This is a genomic window from Anatilimnocola aggregata, assembly GCF_007747655.1.
GTDB lineage: Bacteria > Planctomycetota > Planctomycetia > Pirellulales > Pirellulaceae > Anatilimnocola > Anatilimnocola aggregata.
On the sequence record NZ_CP036274.1, the window covers coordinates 93,534 to 115,526 of the forward strand.

Annotated in this window: 16 protein-coding genes; 15 read left to right on the forward strand and 1 reads right to left on the reverse strand. The window is 60.4% G+C overall.

The annotated features are described in order from the left end of the window. Positions 1–3 precede the first annotated feature (3 nt). Positions 4–999, forward strand: a complete 996-nt coding sequence (locus ETAA8_RS00350) for a C-terminal binding protein (protein ID WP_145083211.1) — start codon at positions 4–6, stop codon at positions 997–999. 123 nt (positions 1,000–1,122) lie between these two features. Here the strand turns inward: ETAA8_RS00350 and ETAA8_RS00355 are convergent, their stop codons facing one another. After that, positions 1,123–1,899: an SDR family NAD(P)-dependent oxidoreductase gene (locus ETAA8_RS00355; RefSeq protein ID WP_145083214.1), complete on the reverse strand. Its 777-nt coding sequence runs from the start codon at positions 1,897–1,899 to the stop codon at positions 1,123–1,125. 254 nt (positions 1,900–2,153) lie between these two features. Between ETAA8_RS00355 and ETAA8_RS34260 the strand changes: the two genes are divergently transcribed. From ETAA8_RS34260 to ETAA8_RS00420, 14 genes are all read left to right on the forward strand, one after another. Continuing rightward, on the forward strand, positions 2,154–2,363 hold the full coding sequence (locus ETAA8_RS34260) for a hypothetical protein (RefSeq protein ID WP_202921464.1): 210 nt from the start codon (positions 2,154–2,156) through the stop codon (positions 2,361–2,363). Between the two features lie 228 nt (positions 2,364–2,591). Continuing rightward, complete coding sequence (locus ETAA8_RS00360) at positions 2,592–3,089, forward strand: sigma-70 family RNA polymerase sigma factor (RefSeq protein WP_202921465.1); 498 nt, start codon at positions 2,592–2,594, stop codon at positions 3,087–3,089. Beyond that, positions 3,086–4,681: a LamG-like jellyroll fold domain-containing protein gene (locus ETAA8_RS00365; RefSeq protein ID WP_145083220.1), complete on the forward strand. Its 1,596-nt coding sequence runs from the start codon at positions 3,086–3,088 to the stop codon at positions 4,679–4,681. Before ETAA8_RS00360 ends, ETAA8_RS00365 begins: the two co-directional genes overlap by 4 nt. Before the next feature lie 52 nt (positions 4,682–4,733). Continuing rightward, complete coding sequence (locus ETAA8_RS00370; RefSeq protein ID WP_145083223.1) at positions 4,734–6,116, forward strand: DUF1501 domain-containing protein; 1,383 nt, start codon at positions 4,734–4,736, stop codon at positions 6,114–6,116. A gap of 22 nt (positions 6,117–6,138) precedes the next feature. After that, the gene (locus ETAA8_RS00375) at positions 6,139–8,418 is read left to right on the forward strand and encodes a DUF1588 domain-containing protein (protein ID WP_145083226.1); all 2,280 of its coding nucleotides are present in this window, start codon (positions 6,139–6,141) and stop codon (positions 8,416–8,418) included. A gap of 12 nt (positions 8,419–8,430) precedes the next feature. Beyond that, the gene (locus ETAA8_RS00380; protein WP_145083230.1) at positions 8,431–9,786 is read left to right on the forward strand and encodes a DUF1552 domain-containing protein; all 1,356 of its coding nucleotides are present in this window, start codon (positions 8,431–8,433) and stop codon (positions 9,784–9,786) included. 11 nt (positions 9,787–9,797) lie between these two features. Then, a complete protein-coding gene (locus ETAA8_RS00385; protein ID WP_145083233.1) occupies positions 9,798–10,625 on the forward strand; it encodes a hypothetical protein in 828 nt (275 codons plus the stop codon). Positions 10,626–10,668: 43 nt separating this feature from the next. Beyond that, a complete protein-coding gene (locus tag ETAA8_RS00390; RefSeq protein ID WP_202921466.1) occupies positions 10,669–11,232 on the forward strand; it encodes a thermonuclease family protein in 564 nt (187 codons plus the stop codon). 61 nt (positions 11,233–11,293) lie between these two features. Beyond that, a complete protein-coding gene (locus ETAA8_RS00395) occupies positions 11,294–12,679 on the forward strand; it encodes a DUF1552 domain-containing protein (protein ID WP_202921467.1) in 1,386 nt (461 codons plus the stop codon). Continuing rightward, positions 12,676–14,334: a DUF1549 and DUF1553 domain-containing protein gene (locus ETAA8_RS00400; protein WP_145083242.1), complete on the forward strand. Its 1,659-nt coding sequence runs from the start codon at positions 12,676–12,678 to the stop codon at positions 14,332–14,334. Before ETAA8_RS00395 ends, ETAA8_RS00400 begins: the two co-directional genes overlap by 4 nt. 19 nt (positions 14,335–14,353) lie before the next feature. Then, positions 14,354–15,643 (forward strand): DUF1501 domain-containing protein, encoded by a 1,290-nt coding sequence (locus ETAA8_RS00405; RefSeq protein WP_238397646.1) that lies wholly within the window; start codon positions 14,354–14,356, stop codon positions 15,641–15,643. Positions 15,644–15,693: 50 nt separating this feature from the next. Next, the gene (locus ETAA8_RS00410; RefSeq protein WP_145083245.1) at positions 15,694–16,809 is read left to right on the forward strand and encodes a WD40 repeat domain-containing protein; all 1,116 of its coding nucleotides are present in this window, start codon (positions 15,694–15,696) and stop codon (positions 16,807–16,809) included. A gap of 22 nt (positions 16,810–16,831) precedes the next feature. After that, complete coding sequence (locus ETAA8_RS00415) at positions 16,832–20,572, forward strand: DUF1588 domain-containing protein (RefSeq protein ID WP_145083248.1); 3,741 nt, start codon at positions 16,832–16,834, stop codon at positions 20,570–20,572. A gap of 152 nt (positions 20,573–20,724) precedes the next feature. Then, positions 20,725–21,936, forward strand: coding sequence for a DUF1501 domain-containing protein (locus ETAA8_RS00420; protein ID WP_202921468.1), 1,212 nt, complete (start codon positions 20,725–20,727; stop codon positions 21,934–21,936). Positions 21,937–21,993: the final 57 nt, after the last annotated feature.

Consider the following 21,993-nt stretch of genomic DNA (forward strand, 5'->3'; position numbering starts at 1 on the left):
AATGTGAGCAAGCTGCCCCGAGTCGTCGTGACCGATTTGATCCCCGAACCTCTGGAGTGCGAGCGTCGCGTGCTGAATGGCCACGCGGACGTGATCGCTCTGGACATCAAACATCAAGCGGAGCTCGACGGTCAACTTGACAATGCCGACGCGGTGATGATTTATCACTATCTGCGTTTGGGCCGCGAGCAGATCGAGCGGCTCCGCCAGTGCAAGGTGATCGTGCGGCCTGGAGTCGGCTACGACAACATCGATATCGTCGCCGCTCGGGAACGCGGCATTCCCGTTTGCAACGTGCCCGATTACGGCACCGAGGAAGTCGCCGATTCAGCTTTGGGAATGGCGCTCACCTTGGCGCGCGGCACGCATTTTCTCAATAGTCGACTGCGGCGCGGCGTCGGTGCGTGGAACGTGGATCAGGCCACACCGATTCAGCGGCTGCGGGGCCGAGTGTTCGGCCTCGTCGGTTGCGGACGAATTGGAGCGGCTGCGGCATTGCGGGCTAAAGCGTTCGGGTTTGACGTGGTGATCTACGATCCGCCGCTGCGTGACGGTGTGGAAAAGACGCTCGGCGTGCGCCGCGTCGATTCACTCGAAGCACTCCTGCGTCAGAGTCACATTCTCAGCCTGCATTGTCCGCTCACGCCCCAAACGCGTAACATGATCGGCGCCGCGGAACTCGCCCTGTTGCCCGCCGGTGCGATCATCGTCAACACGGCGCGCGGAGGCGTTGTCGACACGGACGCCGTGGTCGCGTCATTAGCTAATGGGCATCTGACCGGAGCCGGAATCGACGTGCTCGAACAAGAACCGCCGCCGGAAGATTCGCCTGTGCTCCGCGCCTGGCGCGATCCGGCCCACCCGGCCCACGACCGCCTGCTGCTCAATCCGCACACCGCGTTCTATTGCGAGCAAGGTTGCGACGAATTCCGCACCAAAGGTGCGCTGGAGGTGTTGCGCGCGTTGCAAGGCCGGCCGCTGCGGAACCAGGTGAGCTAAGCGATGCCCACCTACGAGTATCACCGGGCCGAGGATTACGGGCAGAACACTTTGGCTAGGCAATAAGGCAGCCAAAGTGCCATCAGCGACGGGAGGTGTCGTCGGTTTGAACGTGCTCCCGGTTCATCGCGCCGTCCATCCCCCGTCGACGGCCAGCATACATCCCGTGGTGTAGCTCGAAGCGTTTGAGGCCAGGTACAGCGCCGCACCTTGAATCTCGTGCAACTCGCCCCAACGTCCGAGAGATGTCGAACCAAGGATAAATTGCTTGAATTGTGGATCGTCTTTCACCGGCACGTTCATCTCAGTGAGAAACGGCCCGGGCAGAATCGCATTCACCGTAATGTTGAACGGTGCCAACTCGGCAGCCAGTGCTCGAGTCATCTGTACGACCGCCCCTTTGCTCGTGCAGTACGGTGTGCGATCGGGCATGCCCACCGCTCCAAGGGCACTGGCAAGATTGATAATTCGTCCCGATTTGTTCGACTTCATGTGAGGAATGACCGCCTTGCACGTAAGCCACACGCCTTCGACGTTTACCTGCTGAACTTGGCGGAACTGATCGAGCGTTAAGGAGTCGATCGAACCGCGGATGTTGATGCCCGCATTGTTAATCAGAATGTCGATGCGGCCGAACTCTTGCGTCACTCGGTCAGCCAAAGCTTTGGTATCTGCTTCGACCGCAACGTCTGCCTGTACGCCGATCGCACGATGACCGAACTGTGTCGCCAGTTGCTCGGCAACCGCTTTTGCTTCAGCCTCGTGACGGCTGACGATCACGATCTCGGCGCCGGCCGACGCTAAGCCGGTGGCCATCGACAATCCCAATCCCTTCGAGCCGCCCGCAACGCGCCCCGACAAGTCAAATTGCTTCAAACCTATCATAATCGCAGACCCCATAAAATGTTGTAATCGAATCGCCCCAAAAAAGCCAATCGACCGTCGTATCTACTTCACAAAGCGACTGTGAGCGAGAGTCGTTACGAAGAGAGTTGCTTTCGGTGTACTATTTCACTTTCGCTAACGCAGCGTGAGACGGCAGTCAGCTCTGAGGGTGTGTTTGGTCCGAATTTCGGCGACGATGAAATCTGCCAATGTGTTACATATGCTCGCCGTGACCTCGGTGTCCGCCATAATTGGAAGGCTTGGCCGAAGTGCAACGAGCGGTTGATGGGTTAGAAACAACCCGCGACATGGACCCGACTGGGGAAGAATATGCGAAAGCGGGCCATCGTCTCCGCAAAGCCATCTCGAAATTACGGGCGGCGTTTCTGGAAGCCAAGGTCGATGATCACCTCCTCATCGTCCGTGGCGGGAATGCCAAATTCCCCGAGTACACGATGATGCTGCGGTTTCCTGGATGATGCTGCGGTTGCGGGCGGGCGATGCTGAACAACCTCGTCGCTATGCACCGAGCGGGGAGAAATCCGAAAATTTCAACGCGGGATTTGAGGAGTTTCGGCTAAATGAGGATGGGGAGTGGCCCGACTGGTTTTGAACCTGCTGCGTCTCCGTGTGCAGGGATCTGCAGAAACTCCCTACTGCGAAACGCTTTGCGACATTGAAGACTCATGACAGCATCCGCTGAATTTGTGACACAGATCACCCGCGTCCAGCGGCAGTTGCACGCGTTCATCCTGTCGATGGTCTGGAATGCGACGGAAGCGGATGACGTTTTACAGCAGACCAACTTGGTGCTGTGGGAGAAATCGGCAGAGTTTGATGCAAGTCGCCCGTTTCTTCCGTGGGCGATGCAGTTCGCTCAATGGCAGGCGCTGGCGTGGCTCAAGCAGCGCCAACGACAGCGGCTCGTGTTTGATGACGATCTTGCCAAGTTGCTTGCGGACGAGGCGGTGGCCGATGAACGGGCGTTTGAGGCTCGGCGGAACGCGCTGGCGTCATGTCTGCAGAAGCTAGGACCCGAGCAACGCGAACTGATCGCTCGGCGCTACGAACCGGAGGCATCGGTAAATGCTCTAGCCGCGGCCGGCGGAGTGACTGCCAAGGCGCTTTCGGACCGACTCAGGCGCATCCGCCACGCGTTGTTGGAGTGCATTCAGAGGACAATCGCCGAGGAGGCATTCTCATGAATTCGATCGACGCGGACCTCGAATCCCTGTTCAATCGCCTCGTGGATGGCATCGCTTCGGAAGCGGACGAGCAACAACTGAGCGAGCTGTTACGTTCCGGTCCCCAAGCGCGGCGGGCGTATCGGGAATTTATGAGTTTACATTCGGCGCTGCATTGGGATTTCGTGGCCGCGTTATCGCCGGAAGTGGCAGGCGACAATTCGCCGAAGTCGCCGCCTTCCGTTTCGCTTCCAGCGTCACGGTTTGGCTGGATGCTGGCCTTCGCGGCGGGAACGATTGTCGCCAGCGTGGTTGCTTTTTTCTGGCCGAGTACGAATGTTGATCGTGCTCCGAATGAAATCGTTGCGACACACCAACCGCGAGAAACTACGAATGCCGCCCCCGCGACCGACTCCATTGCAGCACTCATGGTAGATCAAGCGGGAGCGGAATTCGCCGCGGGGCGAGCGCCCGATGGGGTTCGCATTGGTCCGGGCGAGTACGAGTTGCTCAAGGGAATTGTACATTTGCGATTTGCGCAGGGAGCCGACGTTGTCATCGCCAGTCCGGCGCGGCTGGATGTCCGCGACGCGCAACATACTCGGCTCGTATACGGCAACGTGCGCGTCACTGCGCCGCCAACCGCGCGGGGATTCACGATTGCCACCGACGCGGCGGACTACGTGGATCTGGGAACGGAGTTTGGTCTGCGCGTCGATCCGCGTAGCGGCGCGAGCGATCTGTACGTGTTCGACGGGCAGGTGAACGTCGCGGATCCTCGGACGGGAAAGGTGTTATCTGAAGTCGTGGAGGGTGAGTCGTCGCGCTATGTGGACGGCACCGTCGGGGCGGTACCAGAAATTAACAAGGATGCGTTCCCAACTCCCGGAGCGATTGGATTTCAGCGTTGGCAGCAATACGAACGCGAGATGCGCGGGAATGATCGGCTGTTGGCGTTTTATCCGTTTCTCCGCACGGCCGATGAGAACGTGCTGGTCAATGCGCTCCACGACGATGGAAAGGCCGACGGTCAGATCGAGGGAGCTCGCTGGACGACCGGACGTTGGCCCGGCAAAGAGGCGCTACTTTTTGATCGGGACACGGACTTCGTGCAGCTCGACATTCCCGGCGAACATCAGGAGTTGACGATCGCCGCGTGGCTGAAGCTGGATCGGTTGGACTTCGTGTTCAACGCGATTCTGAACTCCGATGGATACGACCTGGGCCACGTCCACTTACAGTTGACGAGGCAGGGGCATCCGCGCGGTGGTGTGGCGGTCGCGGGTCAGTACGAGGACCGGATCGCGGGGAATCCGGTTCCTCTGGGGCTCTGGACTCATGTCGCCTCCGTTCTGTCGATGCGAACTCATTCGCATCGTGTATACGTGAATGGCGTCCTGGCTCTCGAGCGTCACTGGCAGAGCGAACAAGTCCTACGTCCCGGATCGTGCCGGCTCGGGAATTGGTTGTCGGTCGCGAATGTGGGTCCCGAGCATCGCGCGTTGCGTGGTCGGGTGGACGAGCTTGCGATCTGGAGCCGCGTCTTGTCGGTAGATGAGATCAAGAACCTCGTGGAAGTGGGACGCCCGGGAATGCTGGGGAGTGCCGAGTAACCGGACGAAGAGCTTGAATAATTGAGGAAGTGAAGTCTTAGGAGCACAGCGAATGAACTTGACACCTTGTAACGGACCATTCTCACGGCGGTCGTTTTTGCAAATGGGCGCCCTGGGGGTCGGCGGACTGGGCCTCAGCGACGTGATGCGGGCACGGGCAGCGGCGGGACAAGTGACGGCGGCTCCGGATACGTCGGTGATCTTCATCTGGCTGGCCGGTGGGCCTTCGCACCTGGAGACCTACGACATGAAGCCGGACGCCCCGGAAGAATACCGGGGGCAGTTCTCGCCGATTTCAACCAACGTGCCGGGAATGGACGTGTGCGAATTGCTACCGCTGCATGCCAAGTGCGCAGACAAGTACACGCTGATTCGCAGTATCTGCCACACGTTCAACGATCACGGCGGCGGGAGTAAGCGTGTGATGACCGGACGCATTCCCGCCACGCCCACGGAAACAGTGAACGACGCGCCGTCCGTCACGTCCATCGTCGCGAAGATGCGGGAGAAGATCGAAATCGGCTTGCCCAACTGCATTGCTGGCGCGGATGGCGGGCGAGACAGAGTGGATACCTACGCGATGGGCTCGGCGTATCTGGGACCCAAGTACGTACCGTTCATTTTTGGTGGCGACCCCAGCAGTGCGAAGTTCGAGGTCAAGAACCTGTCCATCAACGCCGAAGTCGCGGAACGGCTCGATGATCGCATGCAATTGCTCCAAGGGTTTGACCGCCTGCGTCGCGATGTCGATTCCAACAAAGTGTTCTCCTCGATGGACAGCTTTAACCAACAGGCGATCAGCCTCATGACCAGCCCGAAGGCTCGCGAGGCGTTCGACCTGTCGCGAGAACCGCAGGCGCTGCGCGATCGGTACGGCAAGCACGCGTGGGGCCAGCGGGCGTTGCTCGCGCGGCGGCTGGTCGAGGCCGGGTGCAGCTTCGTGACGATGGTCTTCGAGAACCCGAACATCAACGGTTGCTTCTACAACTGGGATACGCACGCCGTGAACCACGACCACTTCAAGGACGCGGTCAAACGCAGCCCGGTGTACGACCAGGCTGTGACGGCGCTGATCGAGGACCTGCACGAGCGGTCGCTGACAAAGAAGGTGTTGCTTGTCGTCACCGGCGAGTTCGGCCGTTCGCCACGGATCAGCAAGTCGAGCGATGGGCCGAAGGGGATGCGGTACGGCCGCGAACACTGGCCCCAAGCGATGTCGGTGCTCGTCTGCGGTGGCGGCATGCGGCACGGCCAAGTGGTCGGCGCGACGAACGACAAAGGCGAACATCCCGTCGACCGCCCGCTGACGCCGAACGATCTCTGGGCAACCGTGTACCGCCACCTCGGCATCAACCAGCACGACGCCATTCTCGACTACACCGGCCGCCCGCAGCACATCTTGCCGTTTGGAGAGCCTATTCGTGAATTGCTGTGACGCCCATGCTGCAACGCATTCGATGAAAGTCATCATCACTATCACCGTCGCTTTCGTGCTCGCGTTGCTTGTTCCTGTCTGCGCAGACGCCCAGGAGCCAACCGACGCGAAGTTCGTCGAAGTCTTTCTGCAGACTCACTGCGTCCGTTGCCACAACGCAGACAAGAACAAAGGCGAGTTGAATCTTGACGATCTTGGAACGAATCTGGCTGCGGGGCGTGCCAGTTTCGCGGCTGCGTTGGAGCGGTTGGAAGCGGGAGATATGCCGCCCAAGGACGAACCCCGGCCCGACCCGACCGCTGTCCGTCGCGTGACAAAGTGGTTGCAACAAGGACTTGACGCATTGCCGGCCGCGCCGGTTGATAAGGATAAGGCAGCAGTCCGGCCTGACGAAGGAAACCATCTTCCGCACGCCCAGTTGTTCGGCGGCAAGCCCGGCCCGAGCGTGCCGCCGCCGCCGCGACTGTGGCGGCTTTCGCCCACAGGTTATTCGGCGGGATTCCTCCGGTCCCTGCGGGTTAAAGCTGGCAACATCTCCCAACCGTTTGCGCTGCGTTCCGACCCCGGCATCAAAGACTATTCGGCTTTGTATTGGCTCGACGAGGGTAGCACCGACTTGCTTATCCGGAACGCCGAGAAAATCGTGGGCGCGATCACCAGCCACAAATTGTCTACAAACGGAGGCTCGGTTCGGGCTTCGATGGCCAGATCTGGAGGCCAGGCCCAGGCCTTCGAGGAGTTCGCTCCACTGCTGCATCCGACGGTCGCTCCGAAGAGGGAACAACTCGAAACCGCCATCCGCGTGCTCTATCGGAATGCCCTGGTGCGTGAGCCATCGGCCGATGAAACCGAGTCGCTGATTCAGCTTTACCACGAGGCTTCCAAGTCGCCCGGGGACCCGGTCTCCGCCAGCAAAACGATGCTCATGGCACCGCTCCTCTCGCCAGAGGTACTGCACCGCTTCGAGATCGGTCGCGGAGCCGAGGTGCGGCCGGGCGTTCGCATGCTTTCGCCGGACGAACTTGCCTTCGCGCTCAGTCTGGCTTTCTCGGGCGAGCGCGAGCCGAGGCTTTTCGCGGCCGCCGCGTCTGGCGGACTCAAGACGCGCGAAGACGTCGAGAAACATGTTCGACGCATCCTCGATGACCCTGAAGTTTACAAGCCGCGCATTCTCGGGTTCTTCCAGGAATACTTCGGCTACGACCGAGCCCCCGAGGTCTGCAAGGACGCCCAGCCCGACTACGTCCACAACGCCGATCAGTTGGTCCTCGATACGAACATGCTTGTGTTGAGCATCCTGGAGAAAGACCAGAACGTGCTCAAGGAACTGCTTACCACGCCCAAGTCGTTTGTGAATGGTGTCAAGATGACAAGAGATGGCGCAAGCGTGGGACTTGGGGGTGACACGAGCTTAACTAAAGTACTATCCCAGAGTATGGCCTCGAAGATTGGGTACTCCGCAACGGACAAACTGGCAACGTCCAAACGCCCGAAAGACAAGAGCAAAGATGGCGTCGAGGCCGCCTACGGGCTGAAGGAATGGCCGGCCAGTCAGCCGGTCGACCTGCCAGGCGACCGCATCGGCATCCTGATGCAACCGAGTTGGCAGGTCGCCTGGTCGTCGAACTTCTTCAATGACCCCGTGCGCCGCGGACTCTGGATTCGGGAACATCTGCTGGGCCACTCCGTGCCGCAAGTTCCGGTCGGCGTCGTCATTGTGCTGCCCGACGATCCAACACAGACTCTGCGTCAGCGAATGCAGATCACCAAAGATCAGAAGTGCTGGAGTTGTCATCAGAAGATTGATGACTTGGGATTCCCATTCGAGGCTTTCGACCACTTCGGCCGCCCTCGTGACGTCGAGAAGCTGGCCGACGACGCGGCGATTGCCAAGAACAAAGCCAACGCCAGCCGGCAGTATGTCAAAGGCGAGAAGAGGCCCGAGAAGATTCCCGAGTATCGCGAGTTGCCGTTCGACAGCACGGGAATAATCTACGCCAGCGGCGATCCGAAGCTCGATGGCCCCGTTAAGAACGCCCAGGAATTGATCCGCCGACTGGCTGAGTCAGACCGTGCGCGGCAGGTCTTCATCCGCTACGTCTTCCGCTATTTCATGGGCCGCAACGAGACGGTCGGCGACGGTGCCACACTGCAAGAGGCTGACAAGGCCTACGTCGAAAGCGGCGGCAGCTTCAAGGGACTGGTCGTGTCGCTGTTGACTTCAGAAGCATTCCTCTATCGAACCTTACCTGTCCAACCAAACAAGCAAGCCGCCAACTCCCCAGCAAAACCCGCACGCTAACAGGAGCATTCCATGAACATCATCGACCGCAGATCATTGCTCAAAGGCGTCACCCTCGGCGCCGGAGCTTTTGTCCTGCAGCCTGTGCTTCGAAGCCTTGCGGCCGAGGCCGCCGGCAAAGCAGCGCCACGGCGAATCGTCTTCTTCATTGAAGGCAACGGCATGAACCCCGACCACATCCAGCCGCTGGGACTGGAACGCCCAGAGAAGGGGAGCGACAAGCTGATCGACGATTCCCTGGCGAAGTACAAATTGCCCGATCCGATCATTGCCCTGTCTCCCTTCAAGGACCGCATGACGATCATTCAGGGACTTTCGCACAAGATCGCTTCGGGGCGCGGTCACTCGCCGGAGTATGGATCTCTGGGTTGCTACAGCGGCGCGGCCGGTCCGATCGAGCAGACGATCGACGCGGCGCTGGCAGCCAAATTGCCGAGCGTTGTGCCGCATCTTGGTTTGGCTCTGACTCCCGGTGCCGACCAGATTGTCGATTATTCCTGTTCGGTCACGTCCAAAGGAAAGCCGCTTCCGTTCCATTGCCAGCCGGAACTCGCCTTCCAGTCGCTGTTCGGCAGCGCAGCCGGCGGAGAGGCTGCCAAGATTCCGTTCCTGCGGAAGAAGCTGATGGATTACATGAGCGGGGATATTAAGCGAGTCCAGTCGCGGTTGGCTGGACCGGAGCGTGAGAGCCTCGATCGGTATCTCGAAGCCTACGAGTCCATGCTGGACCGTCAGCAAGGCATCGCCGGCATGAAGGACGCTCTGAGGGCGAACATGCCGAATACCGACAAGTTCAAAAGCACGGCCGAGACCGACCGTCTCGAAGCGCAGTGCGACATGGCCGTCAGTTCGCTGCTGTCGGGCCTGACCAATGTGGTCACGATCGCTGCCTGTACGGGGAACAAGTACATGCAGTGGAACAGCCTAGGCATGGCGCTGCGCACCAACGCCATCGGTCACGGTGGGGGCGAGAATGGAAAGACATCAGATGAACTGCTGAGAATCATTCGATCGTTCCATGCCGAGCGGATCGCCGCCTTGGCGAAGAAACTGGACGCCGTCAAAGAAGGCGACGGCACGGTGCTCGACAACACGCTGATCGTCTACATGAGCGATTACGGCGACCGGCATCACCCGTCGTACACGCAATGGCCGGTCGTTCTTATCGGCAACCTGGGGGGCCAGCTGAAAGCCAACGGACGCTACCTGGAGTATCCTCGCTATGGTGTCACAGGGCATCGAACCCTGGGCACGTTGTATCAAGGGCTGCTCCACGCGGTGGGAGACAAGCGCGAGCAGTTCAACAACGTCGATCTGGCGCTCGACAAGAACGCCACGCAGGGACCTTTGTCTGACATTTTGGCATAGAAGGATAAGTCATGATCTCCCGACAAGATCTACATCGCGCCGCCGCCCTGGCGGCCTTCGTGCTGCTTGGCGGGCACCACTCGGCTCACGCGCAGGAACCGAAGCCGATGTCGCTCACGGTCGAGCAGGCGAAGGAAATCGTTGCCGGCAAAAACGTCGAATTGCTCCAAAGCGTTACCGAACTGAGCGTGGACGTGGCGCAGGTCCTCAGTCAGTACGGCAAGGGTGATCTCCGTCTCCATCGCGTGCAGACGATCACACCGGAGGTTGCCAGGGTGTTAGCTCCCGAGAAAAAAGGAGTTACGCTCTGGCTCGGTCTGACGACCGTCACGCCGGAAGTTGCCACAGCGCTGGCCGCGCACTCCCGCGGGATGCTCGCCCTTAACGCCTTGGACAAGATATCCGTGGAAGTGGCCAGGGAACTCTCCCAGTTCCGAGGCAAGCTCACGCTCAATGGGCTTCGCACCCTTTCGCGAGAAGTCGCCATCGAACTGGCGAAGCACCGCAGTAAATTCACGCTCTTTGGCCTGACGGAGATTTCCGACGAAGCCGCCGAAGCGCTATCCCACCACCGCTCGACGATGCTTCTCAACGGACTGACGAAATTGACCTCCGTACCGTTGACTACCACGATGCTGAAATCGAACGATGGCTTTCTCAACCTGTCCAAAGTCCAGACCCTCGGCGACGAAGTGATGCAGGTATTCGCGGAATACCGCGGAACGAAACCGATTCGACTTACCGGATTAACCGAGCTTTCCGCGGCGAATGCAGTTGGCCTCCGGGCGAATGACAAAATCGTCCTCCCATCGATATTTCAACAGGCTGAACAACAGTGATCGCTCCGGAGTTTCATTCCAAACTACATAAATGAGTCAAGAAATGAATGGCCTTATCCGCCTCACCGGGAGTGTCAGTTTCCTCACGTTGGTCATCTGGGTGAATACTCTCCACGCCGCACCGTCGACGAATGTGGTCGTCGAAGTGATCGACGGGGACACAATAAAGATAAGGCATAAGGACGACGGTGGCGGTAAGGCCGGTAAGGAGGCGATTCACTGCCTCCGCGGAGCGGCGGCCCCCCGCCTCGAACAACCGTTTGGAAAGCAGGCGCGGGATCGACTCAAGGAACTCGCCGTTGCGGGAAAAGAAATTACCCATAGCGGTCCAGTAGGGCGGCCATACAAGAAGCATAGCGCGGTTCGCTTCAAAAACGAGAAGGGAAACCTCGCGGTCACGATGGTCTCGGAAGGACTCGCCTGGGTTATCGAGAGCGAACTCGAGGATAAGCATGCCAAGCCCGGCAGTTCGAAAAAGTTGATTGATGAAGCCGACGCGATGCTCAAGGCCCAGGAGGAAGCACGCAAGGCAAAGCGTGGCCTGTGGTCAGATGAGAAACCCATCGCTCCTTGGGAATGGCGAGGGCGGGAAAAGGCCGGGAAATGAATCTAACCGTCATGTCGGCGCTCGTGCTTTGGCGTCCTTCAAACGTAAAGGTAAATTGAACATGCACAATCCACTGAAAATGATCACGCCCACCCAACTTGAACGGCGGTCCGTTCTCAAGGGCATCACACTCGGGGCCGGGGCCGTCGTGTTGGAGCCGTTCCTGCAACGGCTCGCGGCCGAGCAAGCCGGGCAGGCACCGCCGAAGCGGGTCGTGTTCTTCCTGGAAAGCAACGGCCTATATCCTCGCCACGTTCAGCCCAATGGAGTGGACCCGAAATCGTCCGGGAAGCTCGTCGACCTGCCGCTCGCCGATCTGGAATTGAATGAGGCGATCGAGCCGCTGACGCCGTTCAAGAATCGCCTGGGGCTGATCCAAAAGCTCTCGCACAAGATTTCCGGCGGCGGCGATCACGGCAAAGGCTACGGCGGGCTGGGCTGCTTCCACTGGCGACGAGGGATCGCCGGCCAAACCATCGACCACGCGCTCGCCTCGGCCCAACCGAACATCATTCCGGTGCTCGGGCTGGGCGTGCCACCTTCCGCAGACGCAGCGTTCGTCAACTCGGTCTCGGCCAGTGGTCCCCGCCGGCCGACCCCCATGATCTGTCAACCGGATCTCGCCTTCCGGATGCTGTTCGGCAGCGTCGCGGAAGGGGACGCGAGGCGTCAGTTTCAGGCGCGGAACAAGCTGCTGGACTGGTGCCGTTCCGACATCAAGCGCGTCCAGAACGAGTTGCCCGCGATGGACCGCGAGAAGCTCGATGTCTACCTGGACACCTTCGAGCAGATGCGTACCCGCCAAGACCGCATCAATGACAACCGCGATCTGCTCCAGGCCAATCTGCCGGCGATCAACAAGTTCGAGACCCAACGGACGACGCAGCGGTTCGAGGCACAATGTGCGATCGCCACGGCTTCTCTCGCGTCGGGGCTCACGAATGTGGTGACGATCGATGCGGCGGGCGGCATCGGCCAGTATCACACCTGGAAGGAACTCGGCGTCACCAAGGACGGCCATGCGATCGGCCACTCGGCCGATGCACCCGACAGCGTGAAGTTCGCCATTGCGATTCGCCGCTTCCATGCAGAGCGTGTCGCCGACCTGGCCCGCCGCCTGGATGCGGTGAAAGAAGGCAACGGAACGATGCTCGACAACACGCTGATTGTCTGGATGAGCGACTCGGGCGAGGGACATCACGGCTTCTGTGGCGAATGGCCGTTGATCTTGGTCGGCGGTCTGGGAGATCGGCTGAAGACGTCCGGCCGGTTCCTGCAATTCCCCGGATATCAGGAGGACGCGAAGGAAACGGCAAACCGGACCATTCGCAACTTTTACCTCTCTCTGCTCCACGCCGTGGGTGACAAGCGCGAGCAGTTCGGCGAACTGGATTCGAAAATGCCCGCCGCCGCTCAAGCCGGCCCGCTGGCGGAGATCTTGGCATGATCCATTACACGGGCGAACAATATATGCTTCTAAAGCGAATCTTGGTCGGGTTATTCGTCGCGTTGGCAGGGCTGACCCCCGAGTCGGTGCGAGCCGAAAATATCAGTCTGCGCGACGTGATCGATCGCGAAGTCAAAGCAAGCTGGGAAAAGGAAAAACTCGCGCCGCCCGCGCGTTCGTCCGATGTCGTGTTCCTGCGGCGCATCTACCTCGATCTCATCGGCATGATCCCGAGCTACGAGGAAACGACGACGTTTCTCAACGACAGCGATCCGCAGAAACGCGAAAAACTGATCGACTTGTTGTTGGCCGATGCGCGTTACGCTCGCCAGCAGGCCCAGGTGTGGGACCTCGCCATGCTGACCCGCAATCAAAAAGTGGTCGAAGGGCAGGTTGGTTATCGCAATCGCGGCAGGTTCCGCCAGTGGCTGGCCCAGCAGTTCGAGACCAACGAACCCTACGACCGCATCGCCGCCAAAATTCTCCAGGCAGAGGAAGAAGGTTCGCAGCTCTATTTCGCCGTGTACAACGGCACGGACGAGATGGTCAACGCGGTCTCGCGATTCTTCCTCGCCACGCAAATTCAGTGTGCCAAGTGCCACAACCATCCGTACGAGTCCTGGACGCAGAAGGACTACCACGGCTTGGCCGGCTTCTTCGTCCGCACCATGTCCGTGGAAGTTCCGGGGAAGCCTGAGATCACCAATCAAAAGGGCAAACAGTACCTGGTTGGCGAGAAGACGGTCGGCGAAGCACTGTTTTCGCTCGAAGAAATCGACCCCAAAACCAAGAAGAAGCAAACGATCCCCATCAAGCCGAAGTTTCTCACCGGCGATGAGCTGACGGAACCAGAACCGCCCAAGGATTACGTCGAACCGAAACTGAAGCCGGGTGAACTGCCGCCGAAGCCGTCGTTTTCGCGGCGCGAGAAGTTCATTGAATGGATGACGGCAAAGGACAATCCATTCTTCGCGAAGGCACTGGCGAATCGCGTGTGGGCTCAGTTCATGGGACGCGGCTTCGTGCATCCGGTCGACGATTTCAACTCGTCCAACACGCCGAGCCATCCCGAGTTGCTCAGGGCGGTCGAGACCGAGTTGGTGGCCCACAAGTTCGACTTGAAGTGGCTGATTCGCGAAATCGTCAACAGCGAGTCCTATCAGGCGGCTGACGTCGGCGAGGTGACCGATGCGATGCCGAAGTTCTACGAGCGCGCCAGGATTCGTCCGCTGACCGTCGAAGAGCTGACGTCGTCGCTGCACATTGCCATGGGGCTTGGAGTCGAATCCGCCCTCAAGACCGAACCGAGCAAGGATCTGTTGCAATACCTAGGCGAACCAACCGATGGCCAGGGGAGATTCCAAGGGAGCCTGTCGGAGCATTTGTTCCTGCACAACGGCGACGTTTTCCGCGGCCTGTGCCGGCCCAACAAAGGGAACTTGTCCGAGAAGCTGGTCACAGGCACCGAGGATTGGAATGAAAAGGTCGAGCGCATGTTCCTATCCGTCCTAAGCCGGCCAGCCACAAGCGAGGAGCGCGAGCGATTCGTCCAGTACCTGAGCGTGGAGGAGAAGGACCCGAAGCTGAAGGGGCAACGCATGGAAGACGCGCTGTGGGTGTTGGTTTCAGGTTCTGAGTTTCGGTTTAATCGATAGCATCACCAAGGGGAAGTCGATGATTACAAACTTTCAAGCGGGCATGTGTAACACGGGCCACCACCTGAACCGTCGTTCGCTGATGAAGGGGCTGCTCACCACGGCTGGTGGAATGGCCGTCGCGAACTGGGGCGCGCTGACCCATTCACAATCGATCGCCGCGGAGGCGAAGCGCTCCGGCAAACGCTGCATCATGCTCTACATGGGTGGCGGCGTGAGCCAAATCGATACCTTCGACATGAAGCCGGGGCGGCCGACCGGCGGTGAGTTCCGCCCAGTCCAGACCAAGGTGCCCGGCATTCACGTCTGCGAATTCCTGCCGAACATCGCCCGCCACGCCGACAAGCTCGGCATCATTCGCAGCATGCGGACGAAAACGCCCGATCACGGCCCCGGCGGCTATTACATGCACACGGGCTATCATCCGAACGAAAAATTTCCGCATCCTGAAGTCGGCGCGATGGTCGCCAAGTACTGCGAAAACCCGGAGAGTGATCTGCCAAGCTTCGTCAAGATCGGTAGCGGTAGCGGCGTGTACGGCGCCGGGTATCTTGGTCCGCAGTACGAACCGTTCGTGGTGGCGGAAGATGGCAAGGTTCCCTCCTTCGTCAACCCGAGCTTGTCGCCAGAGATTCAGGGCCGGCGCGGTGAGTTGCTGAGCTTTATGGAACAGCGCTTTGCCGAGCAGCGTCCCGGCGAACCGTTCGCCGCTCATCGCTCGGCGGAGCTACGCACGATTCGCCTGATGCGAGCCCGCCAGACGTTCGACGTCGGCGCCGAATGGGAGAAAGCCAAGGACCGCTACGGCGACAGCAAGTTCGGTCGCGGTTGTTTCACGGCGATGAAGCTCGTCGAGGCCGGCGTATCGTTCGTGGAGGTTGGGCATGATGGGCACGACACCCACATGGACAACTTTCCAATCTCCAAGGCGCTTTATTCGACCTTGGATCCTGCCTGGGGTTCGCTGCTGGAAGATCTGACGCAGCGTGGCCTGCTACAAGACACGTTGGTCGTGTGGACAAGTGAGTTCGGCCGCACGCCGGCGATCAACGTCCGAGCCGGCCGCGATCACTTTGGCCGAGCGTGGACGGTCGTTTTGGCTGGCGGCGGCATCAAAGGGGGCCAGCACTACGGTTCCAGCGACCGCGATGGTTTCGAGGTCGCGGAGAATCCGGTCAGCGAAGCGGACTACTTGGCGACCATCTACAAGACTATGGGTGTTGACCATCGCGCCCAGCACTTCCTTGGCGCCCGCCCGATCTGGGCCACACCGGAAGGCTCCAAGCCAATTATGGAATTGATTGGGTAGTTGGAAGGCGCCACTTTCGTTGAACGCCGAGGTTCGAGAGGAGAACGATCATGAATGACTTCGCGACTTCCAAACTCCTGTTCACGCTGTCCTGGAACAGCGACGTGGTTTTCGCCGTCACGTTCATCGGCAGCGACAAAGTCGCGGCCGCCAACCGACGCGGCGACATCCTGATCTGGGACCTCCCAGCGTCCGGCGACAAGAGCCCCGATCCGGTTCGACGGCTGGTCGGACACACCAGCGCGGTCAATCGCCTTCGGCTAAGTCCCGACGGCAAGACGCTGATTTCCGCGAGCACCGATCGCACCGTGAAATTCTGGGACGCACTCCAGAGCGACGGCGAACCCGGCACGATCGTGATGAACGACGGCTACTCGTTCGTGGGCGTCACGGAGAAGGTCGACAAGCTTCCGGCTCCGCCGCCACCGATTACCGTGAAGGTCGTCGAGCAGAAGCCGATCCGTGAATTTACGGGCCATAAGGATTGGATCTGGGGGCTAGGCATTTCCGCAGACGGCAAATCGTTGGCCACCGGCGACGACTCGAAATGGGTCGTACTCTCGGACCCACAGACGGGCACCGAACAGCGCCGTTGGCAGGTGAACCAATGGATTCGCTCGCTCGACATCTCGCCCGACGGCCAGGTCGTGGTAACGGCGGAGCACTTCCCGCATACGAACAACAACTTTGTCGAGGCCGGCCTGCGCGGCTGGGACGCCCAGACGGGCAAGATGAAGTTTGATGCCAGCAAATTGCTGAAGAGTGGTGTGAACTCAGTTCGGTTCTCCGAGGACGGAAAACATCTGGCAGTCGGTGTAGGCCACATTGACCGCGACGGAGACAACGGCAAGGTGTTTCTGCTCAACCCCACGACCGGCGAGAAAGTTCGCGAACTGACTCCGTCGCATCTACGAGGGGCCACCGATTTGGCCTTCCACCCGGACGGCGAGCACCTCTTCACTTGCGGCCGCGATCGAATGGTAAAGATCTGGCGCCTCAGCGATGGCGGGCAGGTACATGAAATCAACCAATCGCTCCAGGACAAGGCTAAACAGGGCCCATTCACTCCCACGCTCCACGCGATTTCGATCTCTCCTGACGGGAAACTGTTGGCCGTTGCCGATGCCGAAAGAAAAGTTGTGATCTATTCGCTGACATCCACGTAATGACCTCCACAGAGAGTGACTCATGATCCTGCGGGCCTGTGTTTTCAGTTGGTTCTGTTTTTGTGTCTTCTGTGTTGGCTCGCTCGATGCGAATGACACGCAGCAGCTTCAACAACTCACGGTCGAAGAGTCCCAAAGGCTGACGCAAGACAAGTCGGGGCGGCTGTTGCTCGACGGACTGAAGACGCTGTCGCCCAAGGTGGCGAACGAACTGGCGAAGCACGAAGGTTGGCTGTCGCTCAACGGGCTGACGGAAATTTCGAACGAGGCCGCCGCGGCGCTCGGACAGCACAAGGGTTGTCTGCATTTGAATGGGTTGACCAAGGTTTCCGATGAGGCGTCCAAGTCGATCGCTGGCCATCGGGGCGAGTTGTCGCTCAACGGGCTGACTTCGATCTCGGACGAAGCGGCAAAGGCACTCGCCAAACACTCCGGCGGGCGGTTGATGTTGAAAGGGCTGACGACGCTTACGGGCGAAGCGGGCAAGGCGTTCGCACAGCGCAAAGGGGGCGGGCCGATGAATCAGATCACCCTCGATGGCCTGACCTCCATGACGCCCGAGGCGGCTGCGGCGCTGGCGGAAACCCATGGTCACAACTGGCGGGGAGAACTGCCCGCATTCAAATCGATTTCGGTCGAAGTGGCCCAGGCGTTGGCGAAGCGGCAAGGAGGGCTGTCGATGCCGGAGCTGACCACGCTCTCGGACGACGCAGCCAAGGCACTGCAAGGAAAACTGGGAGGCAATCTGCCGCGATTGACGTCACTCACCGTCGAGAGTGCGAAGGCGATCGCTGGACCCATCCCAGGACAATTCCATCGCACGCTCAATCTTGATGGCCTCACGTCGCTGCCCGACGAGATTGCCCTGGCCATCGGTGGCAAAGACAGCCGCGGCAACCTGTACCTTAATGGCCTTAAGTCCCTCACTCCGCTCGCGGCGAAAGCGATCTGCCAGCGCGAAGGCGATCTGTATCTCAACGGGCTGACCACGATCTCCGATGAAACGCTCAAGGCGCTGGCCGAGCATAAGGCTCCAGGCTATGCCCGGCCCATCGTTCATCTCCACGGTTTGACCAGTCTCTCCGACGACAGCGCCATGATCTTGGCGGCGTGGCCCAAGTGGAGCGGCGAACTTCCTAAGCTGCCGACGCTCTCGGAGAAGACCGCCGTGGCACTGGCAGCCTCGCGGAAATGGGATGGAAAACTGCCGGCGGTGAAGTCGATCTCGGGCGAATCGGCCCAGGCGATCGCGCAGCGAAACGGCAACCTCGCGCTCGATGGGCTGACGACGCTCACCGAAGACGTTGCGGCGGCGCTGGCGAAACACCAGGGCGGCACGCTGTCGCTCAACGGACTGAAGGAACTGTCGGACAAAGCCGCGGCAGCGTTGGCTGAGCATGAGGGGAGACTCTCGCTCCGTGGACTGACAACGCTTTCCAGCGGCGCGGCCCAGGCACTCGCCGGGTACAAGGGGGACTGGCTGATTCTGGACGGTTTGCAGACGCTCGACGACCCGGCGGCGAAGTCGCTCGCACAGCGCAAAGGAGTGGTCTCCTTGGCTGGTCTGAATACCATTTCCGCAGAGGGGACCAAGGCGCTAACCGCCAACCCCAAAGTGGTGATTCCTGCAAAGTTCCACGCGCTGGCCGTCCGCCAAGGCGTCGTCGCCGATGAAAAAGTCGTGCGGTCGTTTCTCTCGTCGCACTGTGCCGACTGCCACGATGGCGGCGAGCAGGAAGGCGAATTCGCGCTCGACAGGTTGGCGAACGACAATGTCGTTGGCCGGGTAGCATTCGCCTTGATCTTCGAGCGGCTCCGCGCAGGCGACATGCCGCCGCCGTCCGAAGCGCGACCGAAGGCCGACGATGTGGACAAGGTCGTTTCCTGGATCCAAGCAAGACTCGACTCGCCGCTCAGCACGCCGCCCGTTCCGTATGCTGTCAAGGAAAAACCGATCGACGGCAACCGGCTCCCGAACGCGATTCTCTTCGGCGGACCGCGCGGACCGAGCGTGCCGCCGCCGCCGCGACTCTGGCGGCTTTCCCCTTCGGCCTACAACAAGTGGACTGGCGAGTTCAACTCCCAGACCAACGGGCTGCAGCAGCCGTTCGGCGTGATTCAGGAGGCCGGCTTCAAGGATTTCTCCGCCCTCTACTCGCCCGATGAAGGGGCCTCCGGCCTGCTGCTCACGAATGCCGAGTTGATAGTGGCGGGCCAGACTCGCGTGCATACACTGGTGAACGTCAACGACCCGGCATTTGCGAAGGAAACCCTCTGGCCGAATGAGGCGCGGGCGAAAGCGGCCACCGCCGCCGAACAAGAGGCGCTCAAGTCGGGCGTGCGTGTGCGTCAGGGCAATGGCGTTTTCGCCCCGCTGCTGCACCCGCAGGTGAAGGCGACTCGCGAGGAATTGGAAAAGGCGATTCGGCAGCAATACCAGACCGCTGTGGCCCGCCTGCCCAGCGAGCAAGAATTGGCGAGCGTGGTCGCACTCTACGACGCCATCGCCGCCGACGGGGATTGCTCGATTGCCGGCAAGACGGCACTGATGGCCCCGCTGATGACGCCGGAGGCGATTTTGCGGTTCGAAGTCGGATTGGGGCCTGAGGTGCTTCCGGGCGTTCGCTCGCTCTCGCCGCGCGAGACGGCGATGGCGATCAGCCTGGCTTTGTCGACGAAGCGCGACCCCGGCCTGTTGTCGGCCGCCGCCGAAGGCAAGCTGACGACGCGCGAGGAGGTCGCGGCGAGCGTCCGTCGCATCCTCGACGATCCAAAACTCAGCAAGCCGCTGGTGCTTGGATTCTTCCGCGAGTACTTCGATTACTACCGTGCTCCCGAGGTCTTCAAAGACCCACTCCCCGATTACCTGGGGCGACGCGGCATCAGTCACAACCCCAAGTCCTACGTCGAAGATACCGATGTAATGGTGCTGAGCATTCTGTCTCGCGACCAAGACGTGCTGAAGGAACTTCTCACCACGCCCGAGTCGTATCGCACGCACGAGCTGTTTGGCGTGAACGGTACGCTCGACGGACTCCGCAACGGCGAGTCCCTGTTTCGCGCGTTCGGCCCGGTGGCGGTGGAACACCGCCGTCCGCAAAGTGATCGCATCGGCATCCTGATGCAGCCGAGTTGGCATGTGGCCTGGTCGACCAATTTTCATAACGACATCGTCCGCCGCGGCCGCTGGGTGCGCGAGCATCTGCTGGGAGGTCGCGTTCCCGATCTGCCGATCAACGTGGCGGCGATGGTCCCCGATGATCCGCACCGCACGCTGCGCCAGCGACAGATGGTCACGCGCGCCGGTGAGTGCTGGAAGTGCCACAACAAGATGGACGAACTCGGCCTGCCGTTCGAAGACCTCGACCACTACTCCTTGCCCCGTCGTGGTGAAGAGGTGCTCGACCTCGAAGCAATGGAACAGACCAAGGACAAGAACCAGAAGATCTACCGCGAGGCGCCGCTCGATACGACCGGCACGATCGCCTACAGCGGCGACCCCGCGATTGACGGTCCGGTCCGTGACGCGCCCGAGATGCTCCGCCGCCTCGCCGAGTCCGACCGTGTGCGACAGATCTTCATCCGCCACGTCTTCCGTTTTTTCCTTGGCCGCAACGAAACGCCCGGCGACGCCGCCAGTCTGCAAGAAGCTGAAAAAGCCTATCTCGATAACGGCGGCAGCTTCAAGGCACTGCTCGTGTCGCTGTTGTCATCCGAGTCCTTTCTATACCGAACAGTCCCTACCCAAGGAAGCCAACCATGACCGCCAAGAAAGAGAGCCACTTGTGGGACGGTTTCCACCGGCGAACGATTCTCCAAATCGGCGCCGTCGGCGTTTGTGGATTGACTTTGGCGGATTTCTTGCGAGCCGACACTCGCTCGGCGCTAGATTCTTCGTATCGCAAGCGATCGATCGTGAACGTCTGGCTGGCCGGCGGCGCGTCGCACCTGGACACGTTCGATATGAAGCCGGATGCCCCGGCGGAATTTCGTGGGGAATTCGAGTCGATCGCCACCCGGATTCCGGGCGTGCGGATTTGCGAGCATCTGCCGCGCATCGCCGAGAGACTGGACCGCATGGCCCTCATTCGCTCGCTCACCGGTATGGTCGACTCGCATGACGGCGCGATGAACGCCACGGGCTGGCCGCCGGGCAACATGAAAAACCTCGGCGGACGCCCGAACATCGGCTCCGTCGTGTCCAAACTGCAGGGGCCCACGAACGGCAATGTGCCCACGGCCGTGGCCATGATCTCCGGGTACAACCCCAGCGAGCAGGCGTATTTTCGCTCGGCCGGGTTTCTGGGCCCGGCCTTCGACTGCTACACACCGGACAGCGAAGATGGGCGGGCCAACCTGACTGCGCGTCTCATCACACAGGACCGCCTGAGTCTTTTGACGAGATTGGACACATTGCGTCGAGACTTGGATGCCCGCGGCAATATTCAAGCGATGGATGCTTACACCGAGCGGGCCGTGCAGTTCGTGACTTCCCGCGAGTTCGCGGATGCGCTCGACATTACCCGCGAACCGCCGGCCGTGCGGCAACGCTATGGCATCGGCGTCGATTACCGGAGTCGCGGTGCACCATTAGCGAAATCGAATCTTGGCCAGCAAAACGCCCGGTTTCTTATGGCTCGCCGGTTGATCGAATGCGGAGCACGCTGCGTCAATGTGACTTGGGAAGAGGGCGCTGCGCGGCGGTGGGACACTCACCAAGACAACTTCAATGCCCTGCGCAATGAACTGTTGCCCCCGTTCGACATCGGCCTCAGCGCCTTTTTCGACGATCTCGAATCCCGCGGCATGTTGGAAGATGTCCTCGTGCTGGTGTGGGGCGAGTTCGGTCGTACACCGCGAATCAACAAGGATGCTGGACGCGACCACTATGCGCCCGCCGCCTCAGCGCTCCTGTTCGGCGGCGGACTCAAGGTAGGCCAGGTGATCGGTAGCACGACCCGCAACGGCGATCTGCCAGCCGATCGACCGATCCAATTCCAGCAGATGTTCGCCACGCTTTATCGACACCTCGGTATCGATCCGGTGCAAGCCACGCTGGTGGATACAAACAACCGGCCGCAGTACCTGATTACACATACCGATTCGATCCGTGAACTGACTGGGTAAGGCCCGCGCGAAGCCGCTTTGATTTCTTCCATCACTAGGTGGGATCGACTGGACCGA